The following is an 18,287-nucleotide window of genomic DNA, read 5'->3' on the forward strand; positions in this document are numbered from 1 at the left end:
TGCCTGGCGCGGCGCGGCGGGCAACGCCCGGGTCCGCGCGGCGGCGCCAGGCGGCGGCGGGCCGCGACCGGATCTACGCAGATTTCGCCATATCCGAGACGCGAAGCGTGCCTAGCATCCGTCTTCGCCCGATCGATGACGTGCCGCGGCATCGCGTCGCCGGCACCGCATCGAGAACAACCACGCCCTGTGCCCAACCATGTCACCACGCCCATCGCCCGCGCAGGACACGCCTCCCCCGACCGCCGCCGCGCCGTCCGTGGCCGCGCCGGATGCCGGCGCCGCGCCCGACGCCGCGCCGCCGCGCCGTGGCCTGCGGCGCGTGCCCGGCGTGCTGGAGGCGCCGGACTTCGAATGGAAGGGGCCGCCACTCAGCGAGACCTGGCTAAGCCGGCCAGGCGAGCCCGCCAGCGGCTGGATCGACCGCGCGCTCGACGCCATGCCCGCACTGTCGGACGCCGACGCGTCCACCGACCCGCGCACCGGGCCGCATGCGCGCGCGCACGCGCTGGGCGAGGCCGTCGTGGCCGCGCGCATCGGCGGCGCGTTCTGGGGCAGCGACCCGGCGCTGGCGCTGGACGCGCTGGGCAGCCGCCCGTTCGCGCTGCTGCGCCCCCGCAACGCGCGGCAGGCCGGGCAGATGCTGGCGCTGGCGCGCGCGTGGCGACTGGCGCCGTGCATGGTCATGCCGGGCACCGCCCACTGGAAGACCACGCTGCGCGGCGTCGTGGAGTCCAGCGAGGGCCTGCTGTTCCACGATCCCGTCGACCCGTGGCCGCTGCTCGACCGCTGCCAGCGCGTGGCGGTGGATGGCAACGACACCGTCGGTTTCCTGGCGCTGCTGCGCGGCACGCCCGTCACGTGCGTGGCCGACGGCTACCTGTCGGGGCGCGGGCTCACGCACGACGTGGGCACGGTGGACGCCGACGCGAGCATCAAGCCCGCGCGCACGCTGGCCCAGCTGGCCGATGCCGTGCTGCTGCGGGGCGCCCGCTACGTCGACCCGTTCTCGGGCCAGGCCGCCGCATGCGAGGCCGTGGTGGAACTGCTGGTGTTCTGGCGCGAGCTCTGCCACCAGAACCGCGACGTGGCCTGCTGCACCGGCATGGCGTTGTGGAAGCGCCGGGACATCGCGCGCTTCTTCCACAGCGGCGCGCGGCAGGTCCCTTTCTTCGCCGGCGCGCGCCGGCCCGTGGCCTACGCCGCATCCCGCGGCGGCGCGGTGGCCGTGTGGGCATCGCGCGAGACCGACGAGCTGGCCGGTTATGCCAACACCGCCGGCGTGCCGCTGTACCGCGTGGAGGACGGTTTCATCCGCTCGCGCGGGCTTGGCAGCGATCTCTATCCGCCGATGTCCATCGTGGTGGACCGGCGCGGCATCTACTACGATCCGGCCAGCGGCAGCGACCTGGAGACCCTGCTGGCGAACACCGTGTTCCCGGACGCGCTCCTGCGCCGCGCGCGCAACCTGCGGGCAATGCTGGTCACGCACGGCATCACCAAGTACGGCAGCGATGCCGGCCCCGCCATTGCGCCGCTGCCGGCGGGGCGCCGCTGCGTGCTGGTGCCGGGCCAGGTCACGGACGACGCTTCGCTGCGGCTCGGCGGCGCCGGCATCGACAGCAACCTGGAGCTGCTGCGGCGCGCGCGCGCCGCGGAGCCGGACGCCTACATCGTCTTCAAGCCGCACCCCGATGTGGAAGCCGGGCACCGCCCCGGCGCGCTGGCCGACGACCTGATCCTGCGCCATGCCGACGCCATCGTGCGCGGCACGCCGCTGCCGCCCCTGCTGGACGCGGTGGACGCCGTGCACACGCTGACCTCGCTGGCCGGGTTCGAAGCGCTGCTGCGCGGGCGCGAGGTGGTGGTGCATGGCCAGCCGTTCTACGCGGGCTGGGGACTGACGCGGGATCTCGCGCCGATGGCCTGGCGCCGCCGGCAGCTCGCGCTCGACGAACTGGTGGCGGGCGTGCTGCTGCTGTATCCGCGCTACCTCGATCCGCAGACCGGCCTGCCCTGCCCACCCGAAGTGCTGGTGCGGCGCTTCACGCAGCGCCTGCGCGGGTCCGCGTCGCCGCTGACGCGCGTGCGCCGCCTGCAGGGCCAGTTCATGTGGGCATGGCACGCGCTGCGCGCCTGGCTCGGCCGCGGCCACGCGTGGTCGCGCGGCGCCCGGCCATGAGGCGCGGCACCGGCATGCCCGGCCCCGGCCCGTGCGCGCGGCGCGCCTTCCTGTTCCTGCAGGGGCCGCCGGGGCTGTTCTTCAGCCGCCTGGGCGCGGCCCTGCGCGATGCCGGCCACGCGGTGCACCGCGTCAACTTCCACGGCGGCGACGTCATGGACTGGCGCGCCGGCGGCGCGCTGGCGTTCCGCGGGCGCCCGGGACGCTGGCCCGCGTGGCTGGAGACGCGCCTGCTCGCGCTGGGCATCACCGACCTCGTGGTGTTCGGCGACTGCAGGCCAAGGCACCTGGCAGCAGCCGGCGTGGCGCGGCGCCACGGGATCCGGCTGCATGTGTTCGAGGAAGGCTACCTGCGGCCGGACTGGGTCACGCTCGAGCGCGACGGCGTCAACGGCCACTCCACGCTGCCGCGCGCGCCGCAGTGGTACCGCGAGCAGGCCGCGGCCCTGCCCGACCCGGCCCCGCACCGCGCCACACCGGGCCGCTTCGGCGAGCGCGCCCGCGCGGCGGTGCGCTACTACCTGGCCGGCAGCCTCTCATGGCCGCTGTTTCCGCACTATTGCACGCACCGGCGCTGGCATCCCGCGCGCGAAAGCGCGGGATGGATGATGCGCCTGCTGCGCCGGCGGGCCGCCGCGCGCGCCACGGCCGCCGCGGTGCGGCGGCTGGCGGCGCGCCCGTACTTCCTGTTTCCGCTGCAGCTGGATTCCGATTTCCAGCTGCGCGTGCATTCGCGCTTCGGCGGCCTCGGCCGCGCGCTGCTGCACGTGCTCGATAGCTTCGCCGCGCACGCGCCGCCCGACTGCCTGCTGGCCCTCAAGGCGCATCCGCTCGACAACGGGCTGACCGACTGGCGGCACATCGCGCTGCGCGCGGCGACGCGCCTGGCCGTGGCGGACCGCATCGTGTGGATCGACGGCGGCGACATCGCGGCGCTGTCGCGCGGCGCGCGCGGCATGGTCACGGTCAACAGCACGAGCGGCACGCTGGCGCTGGCGGCCGGCGTGCCCGTGCTGACGCTGGGCACCGCGGTCTACGACCTGCCGGGCCTGACCGACCAGCAGGGCCTGGCCGGCTTCTGGCGCGCGCCTCGCGCGCCGGACGCCACGCTGTTCGATGCCTTCCGGCGCGTGCTGGCCGACCGCTGCCTGCTGCACGGCGGCTTCCACGACGCGGCGGGCATCGACCTGCTGGTGCCGCAGGCCTGCCGGCGGCTGCTCCAGGACGAAGCGCCGGAGCGCGCCGCCGCGCCAGCCGCAACGCCGGCCGCAACGCCGGCCGCCGCGCCGCCGGTCATGGTGAGCCCATGAGCCCGCGCCTGCTGCTCGACATCACGCGGCTGATGCGCCGCAGCGGCCATGCCACGCCCACCGGCATCGACCGCGTGGAGATGGCCTACGCCCATTACCTCGCCCGCCATGCGGGCGAGCGGCTGACCTACACCGCGCTGCATCCGGGCGGCTGGCACGTGCGCCTGCCGCGCGCGGCGGCCGAATCGTTCCTGCGGGAGACCGCGCTGCAGTGGCGGGGCGAGCCCGCGCACGCGCTGCGCGCCGCCGGCCGGCTGTGGCTGCGCTTGTGCCTGTCGGCGCCGCGCCGCGCGATGGCGGCGGACCCCGCCGCCTACCTGCTGCTGTCCCACACCAACCTGGAGCGGCCCGCCGCGGTGGCGCGCGCGCTGGCCAACGAACACGCGCGGCTGGTCTGCCTGGTGCACGACCTGATTCCGCTCACCCACCCGGAATTCGCGCGCGCGGGCACCAGCCTGGCGCACCGGCAGCGGCTGCAGACGGTGGAGGCGCTGGCCGATCTCGTCGTCACCAACTCCGGCGCCACGCTGCGGTCGCTGATCGCGCTGCTGGGTCCGGGCCAGCGTCCCGCGCACATGCTGGCGGTGCCGCTGGGCGTGTCCCTGCCCGCGGCCTGCAGCGACGCGCGCGCGGCGCGCCCGCCCTACTTCGTCATGCTGGGCACCATCGAGCCGCGCAAGAACCACGTGCTGCTGCTGCAGGTCTGGCAGCGCATGCTGTCGATGGCCGGCGCCACGCCCACGCCGCAACTGGTCATCGTCGGCCGCAACGGCTGGGAGAACACGCACGTGATGACCATCCTGGAGCGCGCGCCGGGCCTGAACGGCGTGGTCTCGCTGGCAAGCGGCCGCTCCGACCGCGAGGTCGCCGCGCTGCTGCGCGGCGCGCGCGCGCTGCTGATGCCGTCGTTCGCCGAGGGCTTCGGCCTGCCCGTCGCCGAGGCGCTGGCGCTGGGCGTGCCCGTGATCGCAAGCGACCTGCCCGCGCTGCGCGAGACCGGCGGCGGCACGCCCGACTACCTCGACCCGATGGACGGACCCGCCTGGCTGCGGGCGATACGCGACTACACCCCGCCCGACTCGCCGCGCCGCGCCGCGCAGCTGGGCCGGCTGGCCGCCTGGACCGCGCCGACATGGGACGCCCATTGCGGCGGCGTGCTGGACGCCATCGACACGCTGCTCCAGGGCGGCGCGCCGCGGGCCGCGCAGGAGCCTCACCTTGCAGCCTGAATCCACTTTCCGGCGCGGCCTGCGCGCGCAGCTCCGCGTCATCGGCGCGCTGATCCTGCGCGAACTCCATACCCGCTACGGCCGGGAGAACATCGGCTACCTGTGGCTGATCGGGGAGCCGATGCTGCTGGCGGGCTCGGTCGCGCTGATCCACCTCGGCGACACCCACCATCGCGGCGCCATCCTGCCGATTCCGTTCACGCTGGGCGGCTACTGCGTGTTCATCATCTTCCGCTCGATCATCACGCGCGCGGAAGGCGCGCTCCACGCCAACCAGCCGCTGCTGTACCACCGCATGGTGACGATCTTCGACATGCTGGCCGCGCGCGCGCTGCTCGAAGGCGCGTCCAGCACGGTGGCGCTGGCGCTGCTGCTGGCCGGCGCCTGCGCGCTCGGCGTGGGCGACCCGCCGGCGCGGCCGCTGCTGCTGCTGGCGGCGCTGGCGCTGATGATGTGGTTCTCGTTCGGCCTGTCGATGCTGGTCTGCGCCGTCACCTACACCAGCAAGATGGCCAACCGCCTGATCCACCCGATCGTCTACCTGGCCATGCCGATGTCCGGCGCGTTCTTCCTGCTGCGGTGGATCCCCGAGCCCTACCGCGGCTGGCTGTCGTGGGTGCCGCTCACGCAGATCTTCGAACTGCTGCGCGTGGGGCAATTCGAGAACTTCGAGAGCCCTTACGTCGATGGCCCCTACCTCGTGGCCTGGTGCCTCGCGCTGACGCTTGCCGGCCTGGCAAGCCTGCGCCTGGTGCGCCGCCATATCCACCTGTGAACGCCCTCATCGTCCCCAACTCCTTCCACGCCGGAGCCCTCTGCCCATGACCACCGAAGTCACCGTCCCGGCGCACGACCTGCCCGAACCCGCGGCCACGCGCGCGCCGCGCGCCGTACCGGCAAGGCCGGACCTGGCCGGCCGCCTGCGCGCGTGGTGGCGGGCGCGGTGGCCGTTCCTCGCCACCGTGGTGCTGCCCACGCTGCTGGTCGCGGTCTATTTCTTCGGCGTGGCCGCCGACCAGTATGAGTCGGAGGCGCGCTTCGTGGTGCGCTCCACGCAGACGCAGTTCAGCAACGGCGGCAACGGCCTCGGCCAGATGCTGGGGCTGGCCGGCGTGCTCAACGACTCCCAGGCGCAGTCGCTGAGCGTGGGCGACTACCTGGGCTCCCACGACGCCGTGCGCGCGCTGCACGGCAAGCTGGACCTCGTGGCGCTGTTCCGCCGGCCCGAGGCCGACCTGCTCTCCCGCCTCTGGTGGCAGGATCCGAGCGCCGAGACGCTGCTGCGTTTCTACCGGCGCCAGGTCACCATCGCATTCAGCCAGGACACCGGCATCACCACGCTGCGCGTGCACGCCTTCCGGCCCGGCGACGCGCGCGCGCTGGCGCAGTGGCTGCTGACGCTGGGCGAGGCGCGCGTCAACGCCTTCAACCAGCGCGCGGTGGACGACAGCGTGCGCGTGGCGGCCGGAGAGCTGGCCGAAGCCGAGGCGCAGGTCATCGACGCCCAGCGGGCGCTGACCGCGTTCCGCGTCGACCACCGCGACCTGGACCCCGAGAAGACCGGCACCGGGCAACAGACACTGGTGGCGCAGCTCGAGCAGTCGCTGGCGCAGGCCCGCGCGCAGCTGGGCGCGATGGAGGCGCAGGTGGATCGCGACAGCCCGCAGGTGGTGGCCATGCGCGACCGGCTGGCGGGACTGGAGGCGCAGCTGGGCGCGCAGACCTCGCGCCTGGTCGACGGCCGCGGCACCGCGCCGAAGATGGCCGACTACCAGCGACTGATGATGAAGCAGGATTTTGCCGCGAAGCGTTACGCGGCGGTGGCGACCGCGCTGGAAACCGCCCGCGAGAACGCGCTCAAGCAACAACTGTACGTGGTGCACGTGGTGGAGCCGAACCTGCCCGTGCGCGCCCTTTATCCGCGCAGCGCGCTGATCGTCACGAGCGTCTTCTTCTGCCTGCTGGTGTCCTACGGCATCGGCTGGCTGATCGTGGCGGGCGTGCGCGAACACGCGGCATGACCTGGAGACCGGAGTGAACCTGTTCAGACGACTATTGCCCGGCATTGGCGCCGGCCACGATGCCGATGCGGTGCGCGCCAGCGTGGCGGCCGGCGACCAGGCGCGCGACGCGCGCGACTGGCCCGCCGCGGCCAGCCACTATCGCCGCGCGCTGGACGCGCGCGACACCCTGCCCGCCATCTGGGTCCAGTACGGCCACGCGCTCAAGGAGGGCGGCGACGTGGCGGCGGCGCGCGACGCCTACCGCCGCGCCGCGGCGCTGAAGCCTGACGTGGCGGACACCCACCTGCAGATGGGGCACGCAGCCAAGCTCGCCGGCGACCTGGACGCGGCGGCGGCCAGCTACGTGCAGGCGCTGGTGCTGCAGCCCGACTACGACGACGCGCTGCGCGAGCTGCAGGCGCTCGGCTCCCGGGGCGTGCGCATCGACGCCAGCCCGTTGCGCGATGTATGGACCGCCGCGCCCGCCGACAGCGCGGCGCCGATGGCGCGGGCAGCGGCCGCGCCCGATGCCGCGGGCCTGCTGGCGCAGACGCGCTCCACCCTGGCGGGCATGCTGGAGCAGGCCCGCGCGCTGGACGCCGCGGCGGCGCCGGACGACATCGCGGCCCGCCACGCGCGCGAGCAGCTGGCCAGCGCCGTGGAGATACTGCGCAAGCTCGACGCGCGCGACCTGGCGCCGGCCAGCGCGCACGACGGCACGAAGCCGGCACCCGCCGCCGCCGCGGAGATCATCTTCGACGCCACCGACCTGATTCACCATTTCCGCGGCTCGCGCCTGCCCACCGGCATCCAGCGCGTGCAGCTGGAAATGATCTCCGCGTTCCGGCCCGCCGGCGGCGCGCCGCCGCGCGTGTGCTATCTCGGCGAGCGCGGCTGGCTGGAAGCGCCGGGGCCGCTGTTCGCGCGGCTGTGCCAGATGTGCACGGGCCAGCCGCAGGCCACGCCCGCGGCGTGGCAGCAGGCGGTCGCGCAACTGGACCTGCTGATGCTGGGCGGCCCGGCGATGGCGTTTCCGCGCGGCGCGTGGCTGGTCAGCCTGGGCACGTCCTGGTTCCCCGACTACCTGCTGCACGTGCGCCTGGCCCAGCGCGAATCCGGCGTGCGCTACGTGCCGTTCGTGCATGACCTGATTCCCGTGGTGATGCCCGAGCATTGCGTGGACGACCTGGTCGACCGCTTCGTGGCGTGGCTGCTCGGCGCGTTCGCCCACGCGGACCGCTTCCTCGTGAACTCGGAATGCACGCGCCGCGACCTGGTGGCCGCGGCGGCGCGGCTGGGCCACCACCTTCCCCATACCCACGTCGAGGTCGTCACGCTCGACGCGGACATCCGCAAGCCCGCGCCGGCCCCGCGCGGCACGGCCAACGCCGGCATGCAGGGCTGGGACGCGAGCCGCCAGCCATTCGTGCTGATGCTGTCCACGGTGGAGCCGCGCAAGAACCACCTCGCGGCGTTCCGCGCGTGGCGCGCCCTGATCGAGCGCCACGGCGCGCGGCGCGTGCCGCAACTGCTTTGCGTCGGCGGCAAGGGCTGGAAGAACGAGGCCGTGTTCGCCGCGCTGGAGAGCGATCCGGTCCTGGCCGGGCGCGTGACCATGCTGTCCGGCCTGACCGACGCGCAGCTGGCGCTGCTGTTCGAGCGCTGCCTGTTCACGCTCTACCCGAGCCTGTACGAAGGCTGGGGCCTGCCGGTCACGGAATCGCTGTGCTACGGCAAGGTGCCGCTGGTCTCCGACGTGTCCGCGCTGCCGGAGGCGGGCGGATCGTTCGCCCACTACTTCGACCCGGCTTCCCCCGTGGCGCTGCTGCAATCGATCGAGCGCCTGACCTTCGACAACGCCTACCGGCAATCGCGCGAGGCCGCCATCCGCGCCGGCTTCCGCCCGCGCACGTGGGCCCAGCTTGGCGCGCAGATGGCCCGCGCGGTCAGCGCCTGGGAGGCCCAGCAGCAGCCCGGCGAGCGGACGGAAGGCGCGCCCCGGCTGGCGCCGGGCCGCTACTACCCGATCGCCACGCAGCGCGCGCCGGCACTGCGGCGCGGCATGATCGCCGGCGAAAGCCTGCGCGCGGGCGACGGCTGGCACAGTCCGGAAGACTGGGGCTGCTGGAGCAAGCCCGGCGAAAGCCGGCTGGCATGGCTGGCCGGCGACGATATGCGCGGCGAGCGCATACGGGTCTACCTGGGCCTGCGCGGCATGCCCGGCCTTGGCGCGCGATACCGGCTGGAAAACGGCGAGGGACTCTGCGCGGAAGGCGAACTGAAGCCCGGAGCAACGCGCTGGATTGCCGCCGACGCGCGCATGCCGGCCAGCGCCGGCCAGCCGCTCGAACTGATCCTGCACAGCAGCCGGATGGAGTCCCTGGCCGACGCCACCGATGGCGCGGACCAGCGCGTGATCGGCCCGGCGGTGCTGGGGCTCTACCTGTGCGCCGCCGGCGACATGGCGGCGAGGCTGCGGCTGGTGGAGGCGGTGGCGCTGGGCAGCCTGGACACGCTGACCGATACGCCGACCGACGCGTTGACCATATCGGCGGGCACGGACGGCCTGGCGCTGGCGGCGCACGAGACCGCGCAGCTGCTGGCCGACCTCTGACGCGCAGCCATCATGACCATCACGGAATCCCCGGCGCGGCCGCATCCGCTCCCGACGCCCGCGCCGACGCCACCCGCGGGCGACGCCCCCGCTTTCGCCACGATTGCCTCGCCGGGCCCCGGCCGGGCATCGCCCGCCGCGCCGACGCTGATCCAGCCGGTCATCCTGGCCGGCGGCAGCGGCACCCGCCTGTGGCCGATGTCGCGCGAGCAGATGCCCAAGCCGCTGATCGCCGGACTGCTCGACGCCTCGACATTGCTGTGCGCCACGGCGGCCCGGCTGGCCGGCATCGAGCAACACGCGCCGGCGCTGGCCGCCGCGCCCGAGGTGATCGTGGTCTGCGGCGAACTCCATCGGTTCGCCACCGAGCAGCAGCTGCGCGCGCAGGGCCACGCGCCGCGCCTGCTGCTGGAGCCGGCCGGCCGCAACACCGCGCCGGCGCTGACCGTGGCCGCGCTCGACATCGTCGCGGACCACCCCGGCGCGGTCATGGTGGCGATGCCGGCCGACCACGCCATCGACGACATCGCCGCGTTCCGCGCGGCCGTCGCGCACGCGGCGCTCCACGCGCGCGACGGCGCCATCGCCATGCTGGGCGTGGTCCCCACCGCGCCGGAAGCCGGCTACGGCTATATCCGCCTGGGCGCGCCGCTCGACGCGCCCGGCGCGCGCCGGCTCGACCGCTTCGTGGAAAAGCCGCCGGCGCGCGACGCCGAAGCCTACGTGGCATCGGGCGACTACTGGTGGAACAGCGGCATCTTCGTGGTCCGCGCCGATACCTGGCTGGACCTCGTCGCCGCGCTGCAGCCCGGCATGCTGGCCGCCTGCCGGCGCGCGCACGCGGGCGCGCTGTCGCTGGGCGGCAATGCGCTGCTGCTGGACGCGCACGCGTTCGCGGCAAGCCCCGCGGACTCCATCGACTACGCGATCATGGAGCGCGTGGCCGGGCAGGCCGCGCTGGCGCCCGGCGTGGTGGTGCCGCTCGATGCCGGCTGGGGCGACCTGGGCGCGTGGGACGCGATCTGGCAACGGCTGCCGCGCGACGGCAACGACAACGCCGCGCGCGGCCCGGTGGTGCTCGAAGGCGCCAGCTCCACCTTTGCCCACGCCGGCAGCCGGCTGGTGGTCTGCGTCGGCACGCGCAATATCGCGGTGGTGGAGACGCCGGACGCGGTGCTGGTGGCGGACATGGCGCGCGTGCAGGACGTCAAGGCCGCGGTCGAGCGCATCCGCGCCGAGCATCGCAGCGAGGCGCGCCTGCACCGGCGCGTGGAACGGCCCTGGGGCCGCTTCGAATCGATCGACCAGGGCGAACGCTTCCAGGTCAAGCGGCTGGTGGTCGAGCCCGGCGCGCGGCTGTCGCTGCAGATGCATCACCACCGCGCCGAACACTGGATCGTCGTGCGCGGCACCGCGCGCGTCACCCGCGGAACCGAGTCGTTCCTGATCAGCGAGAACCAGTCCACGTACATCCCGCTGGGCGTGACCCACCGGCTCGAGAACCCCGGCAAGACCCCGCTGGAGATCATCGAGGTCCAGTCCGGAAGCTATCTGAGCGAGGACGATATCGTGCGGTTCGACGATGCCTATGGCCGCGGCGGTGCCTGACCGGCACATGACCGGCGCACGGCCCGTGCATGATCGGCGCATGGCCGGATCTGCGCAGAATCTGTCGCCGGCCGGTCATGCCCGAGCCGTACTGTCTGTCGCGCGGGGTGTGGCATCGCACGCACACCCCGCGCAACATCCGCCGTATCCCAAGCGATTTCCATGACCATTCACGCTTCTCTCACCGCGCCAGGCTTGTCGAGAACCGCCCATGCCGGCGGCCCGGACGAGATCATCCTGATGCAGACCTCGGACGCATCGAGCCGATACTTCGACATGATGATGCTGACGGGCCAGACCGCGCGCGGCTATTGCGACCGCCACCAGCTGCGCTACCAGGGCTTCATCGGCCTGAAGCGCGGCAACCGCCCGTGGCACGCCACCTACAACCGCATCGACCTGCTGTGCGAGCTGATCGACCGGGGCTTTGGCGGCTGGGTGCTCTACATCGACGCCGACGCATGGGTGGTCGACCTGGACTTCGACCTGCGCGGCTGGCTGCGCGACAAGCAGCGCTACGCCATGATCGCGGCGCCGGCGGCGCATACCAGCGACTACTTCTGGAACGTGAACATCGGCGTCATGCTGTTCAATCTGGGCCACCCCTTCACGCGCCGGCTGGTACGGGAGTGGGAGGCCTTTCTTTCGCGCTACAGCCTGGAGCGCGACGCGATCGACTGGAACGGCCAGGTTCCCGACGACCAGGGCATGTTCCACCAGTTGCTGGACAAGCACGAAGACGCGAAGTCCCTGGTCCTGCACGCCGACAAGAGCCTGCTCAACTCGCCCTGGGCCAGCTTCGTGCGCCAGGCCATCCGCGCCGAGAACGCCGATATCGACGAGCGCCTGCGCCGCATTGCCGACGCCGTGTCCACCGTGATGGAAGGCAGCGCGCCGCGCATTCCGGCCTGACAACCCTTCCCCAACAACCTCCCCGATCTTCTCCGATCTTCCCGCCATGCACCAGAAGACCATTGCCGCGCCGGACCCCGCCGCGCCCTCGCTGACCGACCTTGCCAACGGCTTCCATTCGGACAAGGGCACGATCCATCCGGAGCCCCATTCGTACACGCTGGTCTACGACATGCTGCTGCAACCGCGCCGCGCGGCGGTGCGCGACATGCTGGAGATCGGCCTGTGCGCGGGAGGGCCCGAAGTGGGCAACGACGCCGGCCGGCAGCCGCCCGACGCGCCCTCGGTGCGCATGTGGCTGCAGTATTTCCCGCACGCGATGGTCCAGGGTTTCGACATCTCGGACTTCTCGTTCTTCCAGCATCCGCGCTTCCGCTTCACGCGCGGGGACGCCGGCCGCGCCGCCGACCTGCAGGCCGCCGTGGCCGGCACCGACGGCTACGACCTGATCATCGACGACGGCTCGCACGCATCGTTCCACCAGCAACTGGCGTTCCTGCACCTGTTTCCGCATCTCCGGCCCGGCGGGCTCTACATCATCGAGGACCTGCACTGGCAGTCGCCCTACTACGAGGGGCAGTTGCCGCCCACGATGCGCACCGCCGAGCTGATCGAACACTGGTTCCGCACGGGCAGGTTCCCGCGGCTCGCCGCGGCGGAACTGCAGGGCATGGAGGCGCTGGCCGCCGGCATCGACTTTGCCTTCACGCTGAACCAGCCGTTCGTGCAGGCCAGCCCGCCGAAGCTGGCCGTCATCCAGAAGCGCTGGTAGGCGGAGCGCATCATGGGCATCGACGTCTACGTTCTCGACTTCCTCCTGCGCACGCGCCGCAGCCCCCTCGGCCAGACGCTGTGGCTCGGCCGGCAGGGCTTTCACATCGGCCACGACCAGGCGCCGGCGGCGCAGCGCGTGCTGGCGCTGCACGCGCCCGGCACGCCGCTGGCCGCCATTGCCGGCACCACCGGCTACGCGGAGTCGCTGTTCGCGTGGCTCGGCGCCAGCGCGGTGACGGCGATGGACCATTCGGCCTACGAGGGGGCCGCGCTGCTGCACGACCTCAACCAGCCGGTGCCCACGTACCTGCATGGCCGCTTCGACTGCATCTTTGACGGCGGCACGATCGAGCATGTCTTCAACGTGCCGGCGGCGCTGGCGAACGTGCACGCCATGCTGCGCCCGGGCGGCCTGTTCCTGTCGGTAAACGCCGCCAACAACCAGCTGGGGCATGGCTTCTACCAGTTCAGCCCGGAGCTGATGTGGCGCGTCTTCTCGCGCGAGGCCGGCTACGAGGTCGAGGCGATGTACCTGATGGACCTGGCGGGCCTGCCGACGCCCCGCGTGCTGACCGACCCCGAGGTCCTGGGCCGCCGGGACGAGATCGGCCCGACCGCGGGCCCCACCTACCTGATGGTGGCCGCGCGCAAGACCGCGAACGCGGCGCTGGCGGCGGTCCAGCAGAGCGACTACGCGCGCACGTGGCTGGCGGCCGGCGCCGGCGGCTGACGACCGCTCGCGCCGGCACCGCCTGCCGCCCCTACCGCAGGAACTGGTGCCCCGTATACACCGGCGAGAACAGCAGGTTGAGGATCGAGACGAACTTGGTGATGCTGTTGGATTCCGCATTGGCGATGAAGACCACGTCCTTGTCGCGCATGGCAAAGCGCTGCGCCAGGAAGTAGCTGGCCGGCTTCATCAGGTCGAGCCGGTAGATCACCGGGCGGGCGGCGTCGGTCGACGGCGCCGCCTGCGCTTCCTGTGCTTCCTGCTGGTAGCGGAAGATGAAGACCGCGCTCGGGTCGGCCTGCAGGTCGCCGGGGCCGCCGACCTTGGCCACCGCCTCGGCCAGGTTCAGCTCGGCGGTATCGAACGGCACCTGCGAGACCTTGCCCGCCGCGCCGAACACCGAATACGTGCGCGGCCGATGCTCGAGCAGCAGGCGGTCCTGCGGCTGCAGCAGCAGGTTGGCGTCGCTGTCGGGCGCGATGTCGCCCAGCGGCAGCACCAGCGTCCTGCGCCCGCGCGTCAGCCGCGCCAGCACGTCCGGCAGCGGATAGGCGGCGCCGCCGGCCAGCGCCACCATGTCCAGCACGCGCTCGCCGGTGGTGCTCAGCGGCAGCCGCCCCGGCTTCCTGACCTCGCCCATCACCAGCACGCTGTTGGCCAGGTTCTCGCGCACGCTGACGATCACCTGCGGGTCCTGCGACTTGCCGCGCAGGCCCGCGCGGATCACCTCCTCGAGCTCGCGCGGCGTGCGGCCGGCGGCGCGCACGCGCCCCACGTAGGGCACCGGGATCGTGCCGTCGGAGGCCACCGTGACGGTGGGCATCGCCTGGCTCGCCGCGGTGGGCAGCGGCCCCGTGCCGAGGTTCCCGGCGGACAGCGTGCCCAGGCTCGACGACGGGCCGAACAGCGTGGTGCCGACCTCGAAGACCGAGACATTGAGCGTGTCGCCGGCGCCGATGCGCTCGACGGAGGTGTCCGCGCCGGGCTCCGGCAAGGCGACCGCGGCGCTCGTGCCGGCGGCGGCGCCCAGCTGCGTCACCAGCGGCGCGTCGAGATCGACGATGCGGAAACCCAGCGTGTTGGCGGTGCTGTCCTGCGCCTCCATGACCTCGCGCGCGGTCGGTCCGCTGCTGGGCAGGTTGCCGCAGGCGGCGAGGAGCGCCGCGCACGCCAGGGCGAGCGCGCGCGGAAGAAAGGGATGGATCGGCGTTGTCATGGTTCTTGTGGGATCGGGTCCGGCCGGCGGCCGGCGTCGGCCGGCAGCAGGCAGCCGGGAGAATGCGGGGAGCGCGGCACGCGCGCGTACATGTCGCGCAGGCGCCGCTGATAGAGCTCGGGAGCAAAACGCCGCGCCTGGCGCAGGCCGGCGGCGGCCAGCGCCGCGCGCAGCGCGTCGTCGCTGTCCAGCCGCCGGATTCCCTGCGCGATCTCGTCCACGCGGTACGGGTCCACCAGCAGCGCGGCATCGCCGGCCACCTCCGGCAGCGAGGCCGCGCGCGAGGTCAGCACCGGCGTGCCGACCGACATGGCCTCCAGCACCGGCAGGCCGAAGCCTTCGTACAGCGAGGGAAACGCCACGGCGCGCGCGCCGCGCACCAGCGTCATCAGCCAGTCGCGCGGCAGGTAGTCGTAGCGGCGGATGCGCTCGCCCACCGAGCGCAGCTGGCGACCGGCGTCGCCCTGCAGCAGGCGGACCTCCGCCTCGCTCTTCCACGCGCGCGCGCCCACGATGACCAGCGGCGTGCGCACCTGCGCCGCCAGGTATGCCTCCACCAGGCGGCCGACGTTCTTCTTGGGTTCGATCGCGCCGAAGTAGAGGAAATAGCCCTGCGGCGCGAGTTCGAACATCGAAGCCAGCCGGGCCGACAGGCGCGACGCACGGTCCTCGCTATCGGCATCGTCGCCGGCCTCGCCGTCGCCGGCCGGCATCACCGCCTGCCATGTGTTGGTCACGCATGCCGGATCCAGGCGCGGGAACATGGCCAGCAGGTCGGCCCGGCTGGCGTCCGACACCGTGCAGACATGATCGCCGCCGCGCAGGCAGGCCTTGAGCAGGCGGTAGTGATAGCGCTTGTTTTCGAGCGATGTGTAGGGCAGCCGCAGCGGCACCAGGTCGTGGATCGTGTAGATGTTGCGCGCGCCTTCCAGATGGAGCGGCAGCGGGTAGGTCCAGTGCATGATGTCCGGCGGGTCCGGCAGGCGGATGCGCAGGAAGCGGCCGTGGCGCCGGAAATGCCGCGCGGCGGCCTCGAACACGTCGGCGCTGGTGAACAGCCGCGCGCATGGCGGCACGCGGTGCCGCAGGCCCGCGGACAGCACGCGGCCGTCCAGCGGAATCTCCACCGCGCGCCGCCCGAACAGGTCGCCGATGCCGCCGCCCAGCGCCGCCAGCCGCCGCGCCGCGCCGCGCCGCGATGGCGGCTGGCGGTCGAGGCCGTCGAAAAACAGCACGTCGCGCAGCTCGGCCGGCACGCGGTGGCCGACCGGCACGCCATAGAGCAGGTCCACGTCGTGCCCCATGACGCCCAGCGACCACGCGAGCGTGCGCGCGTAGGTGGCCACGCCCGAGCCGTTTGGCATGGCGAGATTGAAGCCATCGATACCGATGCGCATGGTCGTTGCGGCTTTCCGCCAGGAGCGTGGAATGGGTTCAGTGGGGCAGCGCGGGGGCCAGTCCGGCAAGCCGGGCATACAGCCCGACCATGCGGTCCGCGTAGTCGCGCGGCGCGAACGCCGCGACCTGCTCGAAGCCCGCCGCGCGCAAGCGCCGGCAGAGCGCGTCGTCGCTGTCCAGCGCGCGAATGGCCCGGGCCATCGCGGGCGTGTCGTGCGGATCGACGAACAGCGCGCCGCCGCCGCCCACCTCGCGCAGCGCGCCGATGGTGCTGGCCATCACCGGCGTGCCCAAGGCCATCGCCTCCGCCACCGGTAGGCCAAACCCCTCCGCGAGCGACGGGAACAACATGGCGCGCGCCTGCCGGATCAGCGCCACCAGATCCGCGTGCGGCAGCAGCGGCAGCCGGATGACGCCGGGCGAGCGCGCCAGCATCGACTCCATTTCCGGCACGCCATGCGCGAGCGGCCCCGCCACCACCAGCGCGCGCTGGCTCATCGCGGTGCGATGCGCCGCCACCAGCGCCGGCAGGTTCTTGCGCGTCTCGGGCATGCCGCAGCAGATGAAGTAGCCGCCGGGGCGCAGCCCCGCGGGCAGCCGCGGATCGCGCTGCAGCGGCGCGTGCACGGCCTGCGAGGTGTTGGTGACGAAGCCCGGCGGGCAGCCGAGCATATCGATGATATGCGTGCGCGAATGGTCGGATACCGTGACCAGGTGATCAGCGCGCGACAGGATCGCGTCGAGCAGGCGCTGGTGGCGGTCGGCGCGGATGCCGGTCAGGCGCGGATGCGTGAGCGGAATCAGATCGTGCACCGTGTAGACGTTGCGCGCGCCTTCCAGGTACAGCGGCAGCGGATAGGTCCAGTGCATGACCGTGGGCGGTGCCGCGCTGGTCACGCGCAGCAGGCGCCGGTGAAGATTGAAATAAGTCTGCGCCTCGCGGAACAGGCGGCCGCCGTCATGGACGGGATGGCTGCCGTGCGGCGCGAGGCTGGCCTTGCGCGGCCCGCGCCGCAGCGCGCCGCACCAGCGCGCTATCGCCGCTTCGCGCGGCCACGCCGCCGCCGCGTGGCGCGTGCCGCCGGTCAGCCATTCGACCGGCACGCCGGCGCGCGCCAGGCTGTCGCCGAGCATGCGCGCGTAGGTGTCCACGCCCGTTCCCGCGCCGAGGCTCCAGGTGCGCGCGTCGATCGCCACGCGCAGGCCGGCCGGCGGCAGCGCGCGCATCGCCGCCTTCCACGGCAGCGCCATCGGCACCGGCGCGGGCCGATGACGCGATTGATCGGGACACGCTCTCGTGTTCATAATGCGCCAGCACGCAACGACACGACTCGGACTACCGGACGAATCCAATGATCTCTTTCCAGAACGTCAGCAAAAGCTATCTCGTGGGGCATGTTCCGACCTCCGTCCTCAACAACGTTTCCTTCGACATCGACCGCGGGACGGCGCTCGGCATCTGCGGCGCCAACGGCGCCGGCAAGTCCACGCTGATGCGGCTTGCCGCCGGCGTGGAGATGCCCACGTCGGGCCGCGTGCAGCGCACGTTTTCCGTTTCGTGGCCGCTTGGCTACAGCAGCGCGTTCCAGAGCAGCCTCACCGGCGCCGACAACACCCGTTTCATCGCGCGCGTCTATGGCAAGCCGATCGACGACACCCTCGCATTCGTCAACGACTTCGCCGAGCTCGGCCGCTATTTCCGCATGCCGGTGAAGTCGTACTCGGCCGGCATGTCGGCCAGGCTCGCGTTCGCCATCTCATTGGCGGTGGACTTCGACTGCTACCTGATCGACGAAGTCACCGCCGCCGGCGACGCGCGCTTTCGCCAGCGCTGCCATGACGCGCTGCGCGAGCGGCTGGCGCACAGCGCGCTGATCATGGTCTCGCACGACCCCGCCACCCTCATCGATTTCTGCAACGGCGGCGCCGTTCTCCACGGCGCGCGGCTGCATCGATGCGAGTCGGTGGAGGCCGCGCTGGCGATGCATCATGCGCTCCAGCAAGGGGCGCACGCGCCCTGCCCGCCTGAGACGGATGCAAGCATGCCGCTGGTTGATGACATGCCAGCGTCGTCAAATGGTTAGATTCGGTCACGGGAATTTCATGCGCCGGCGCGGCTTGCGGGAATGCCCGAAGCCGTTCCGGCGCCGGCGCGGCGGCGGCTGCACGGCCGCCGCCAAACGGATGCGGGATGCGGGATGCGGCGCGTCAGCGCCGGCAGGCGGTACAGGACGGCGCGCGGGTGCAGTGCCGGTCGGGCCTGCGCGATTGCGCGGCGGCGATGCCGTCGGGCGTCATCACGGACACGGAA

General features: G+C 72.8%; 14 protein-coding genes. 11 read left to right on the forward strand and 3 right to left on the reverse strand.

Annotated elements, in window-relative coordinates; all coding sequences use genetic code 11:
* Nucleotides 1–199: 199 nt before the first annotated feature.
* From KF708C_RS21645 to KF708C_RS21690, 10 genes are all read left to right on the forward strand, one after another.
* Nucleotides 200–2,182: a capsular polysaccharide export protein, LipB/KpsS family gene (locus KF708C_RS21645; protein WP_197090399.1), complete on the forward strand. Its 1,983-nt coding sequence runs from the start codon at nucleotides 200–202 to the stop codon at nucleotides 2,180–2,182.
* Nucleotides 2,179–3,492: a capsule biosynthesis protein gene (locus KF708C_RS21650; protein ID WP_059413276.1), complete on the forward strand. Its 1,314-nt coding sequence runs from the start codon at nucleotides 2,179–2,181 to the stop codon at nucleotides 3,490–3,492. The genes KF708C_RS21645 and KF708C_RS21650 overlap by 4 nt, the downstream gene beginning before the upstream one ends.
* On the forward strand, nucleotides 3,489–4,721 hold the full coding sequence (locus KF708C_RS21655) for a glycosyltransferase family 4 protein (RefSeq protein ID WP_059413224.1): 1,233 nt from the start codon (nucleotides 3,489–3,491) through the stop codon (nucleotides 4,719–4,721). Before KF708C_RS21650 ends, KF708C_RS21655 begins: the two co-directional genes overlap by 4 nt.
* Nucleotides 4,711–5,496 (forward strand): ABC transporter permease, encoded by a 786-nt coding sequence (locus KF708C_RS21660; RefSeq protein ID WP_059413225.1) that lies wholly within the window; start codon nucleotides 4,711–4,713, stop codon nucleotides 5,494–5,496. Before KF708C_RS21655 ends, KF708C_RS21660 begins: the two co-directional genes overlap by 11 nt.
* 46 nt (nucleotides 5,497–5,542) lie before the next feature.
* Nucleotides 5,543–6,742, forward strand: coding sequence for a hypothetical protein (locus KF708C_RS21665; RefSeq protein WP_059413226.1), 1,200 nt, complete (start codon nucleotides 5,543–5,545; stop codon nucleotides 6,740–6,742).
* A 13-nt stretch (nucleotides 6,743–6,755) separates the two neighbouring features.
* A complete protein-coding gene (locus tag KF708C_RS21670) occupies nucleotides 6,756–9,338 on the forward strand; it encodes a glycosyltransferase family 4 protein (RefSeq protein WP_156173906.1) in 2,583 nt (860 codons plus the stop codon).
* A gap of 12 nt (nucleotides 9,339–9,350) precedes the next feature.
* Complete coding sequence (locus KF708C_RS21675; protein WP_082079675.1) at nucleotides 9,351–10,946, forward strand: mannose-1-phosphate guanylyltransferase/mannose-6-phosphate isomerase; 1,596 nt, start codon at nucleotides 9,351–9,353, stop codon at nucleotides 10,944–10,946.
* 162 nt (nucleotides 10,947–11,108) lie between these two features.
* Nucleotides 11,109–11,858, forward strand: coding sequence for a hypothetical protein (locus KF708C_RS21680; RefSeq protein ID WP_156173907.1), 750 nt, complete (start codon nucleotides 11,109–11,111; stop codon nucleotides 11,856–11,858).
* A 46-nt stretch (nucleotides 11,859–11,904) separates the two neighbouring features.
* Complete coding sequence (locus KF708C_RS21685) at nucleotides 11,905–12,630, forward strand: hypothetical protein (RefSeq protein WP_059413229.1); 726 nt, start codon at nucleotides 11,905–11,907, stop codon at nucleotides 12,628–12,630.
* Nucleotides 12,631–12,642: 12 nt separating this feature from the next.
* Entirely contained in the window at nucleotides 12,643–13,362 is a 720-nt protein-coding gene (locus KF708C_RS21690) for a methyltransferase domain-containing protein (RefSeq protein WP_059413230.1), read from the forward strand.
* Between the two features lie 31 nt (nucleotides 13,363–13,393).
* On the opposite strand, the gene KF708C_RS21695 is transcribed toward KF708C_RS21690, so the two are convergent.
* From KF708C_RS21695 to KF708C_RS21705, 3 genes are read right to left on the reverse strand one after another with little or no spacing between them, the layout of a single operon-like run.
* Nucleotides 13,394–14,578: a polysaccharide biosynthesis/export family protein gene (locus KF708C_RS21695; protein WP_059413231.1), complete on the reverse strand. Its 1,185-nt coding sequence runs from the start codon at nucleotides 14,576–14,578 to the stop codon at nucleotides 13,394–13,396.
* Entirely contained in the window at nucleotides 14,575–15,975 is a 1,401-nt protein-coding gene (locus tag KF708C_RS21700) for a glycosyltransferase family 4 protein (protein ID WP_059413232.1), read from the reverse strand. The genes KF708C_RS21695 and KF708C_RS21700 overlap by 4 nt, the downstream gene beginning before the upstream one ends.
* A 37-nt stretch (nucleotides 15,976–16,012) precedes the next feature.
* A complete protein-coding gene (locus KF708C_RS21705; protein ID WP_059413233.1) occupies nucleotides 16,013–17,227 on the reverse strand; it encodes a glycosyltransferase family 4 protein in 1,215 nt (404 codons plus the stop codon).
* Nucleotides 17,228–17,328: 101 nt separating this feature from the next.
* Here KF708C_RS21705 and KF708C_RS21710 point away from each other — a divergent pair, with 101 nt between their 5' ends.
* Entirely contained in the window at nucleotides 17,329–18,060 is a 732-nt protein-coding gene (locus tag KF708C_RS21710; RefSeq protein WP_059413234.1) for an ABC transporter ATP-binding protein, read from the forward strand.
* Nucleotides 18,061–18,287: the final 227 nt, after the last annotated feature.

This window comes from Cupriavidus basilensis, from assembly GCF_000876015.1.
GTDB classification, from domain to species: Bacteria; Pseudomonadota; Gammaproteobacteria; order Burkholderiales; family Burkholderiaceae; genus Cupriavidus; species Cupriavidus basilensis_B.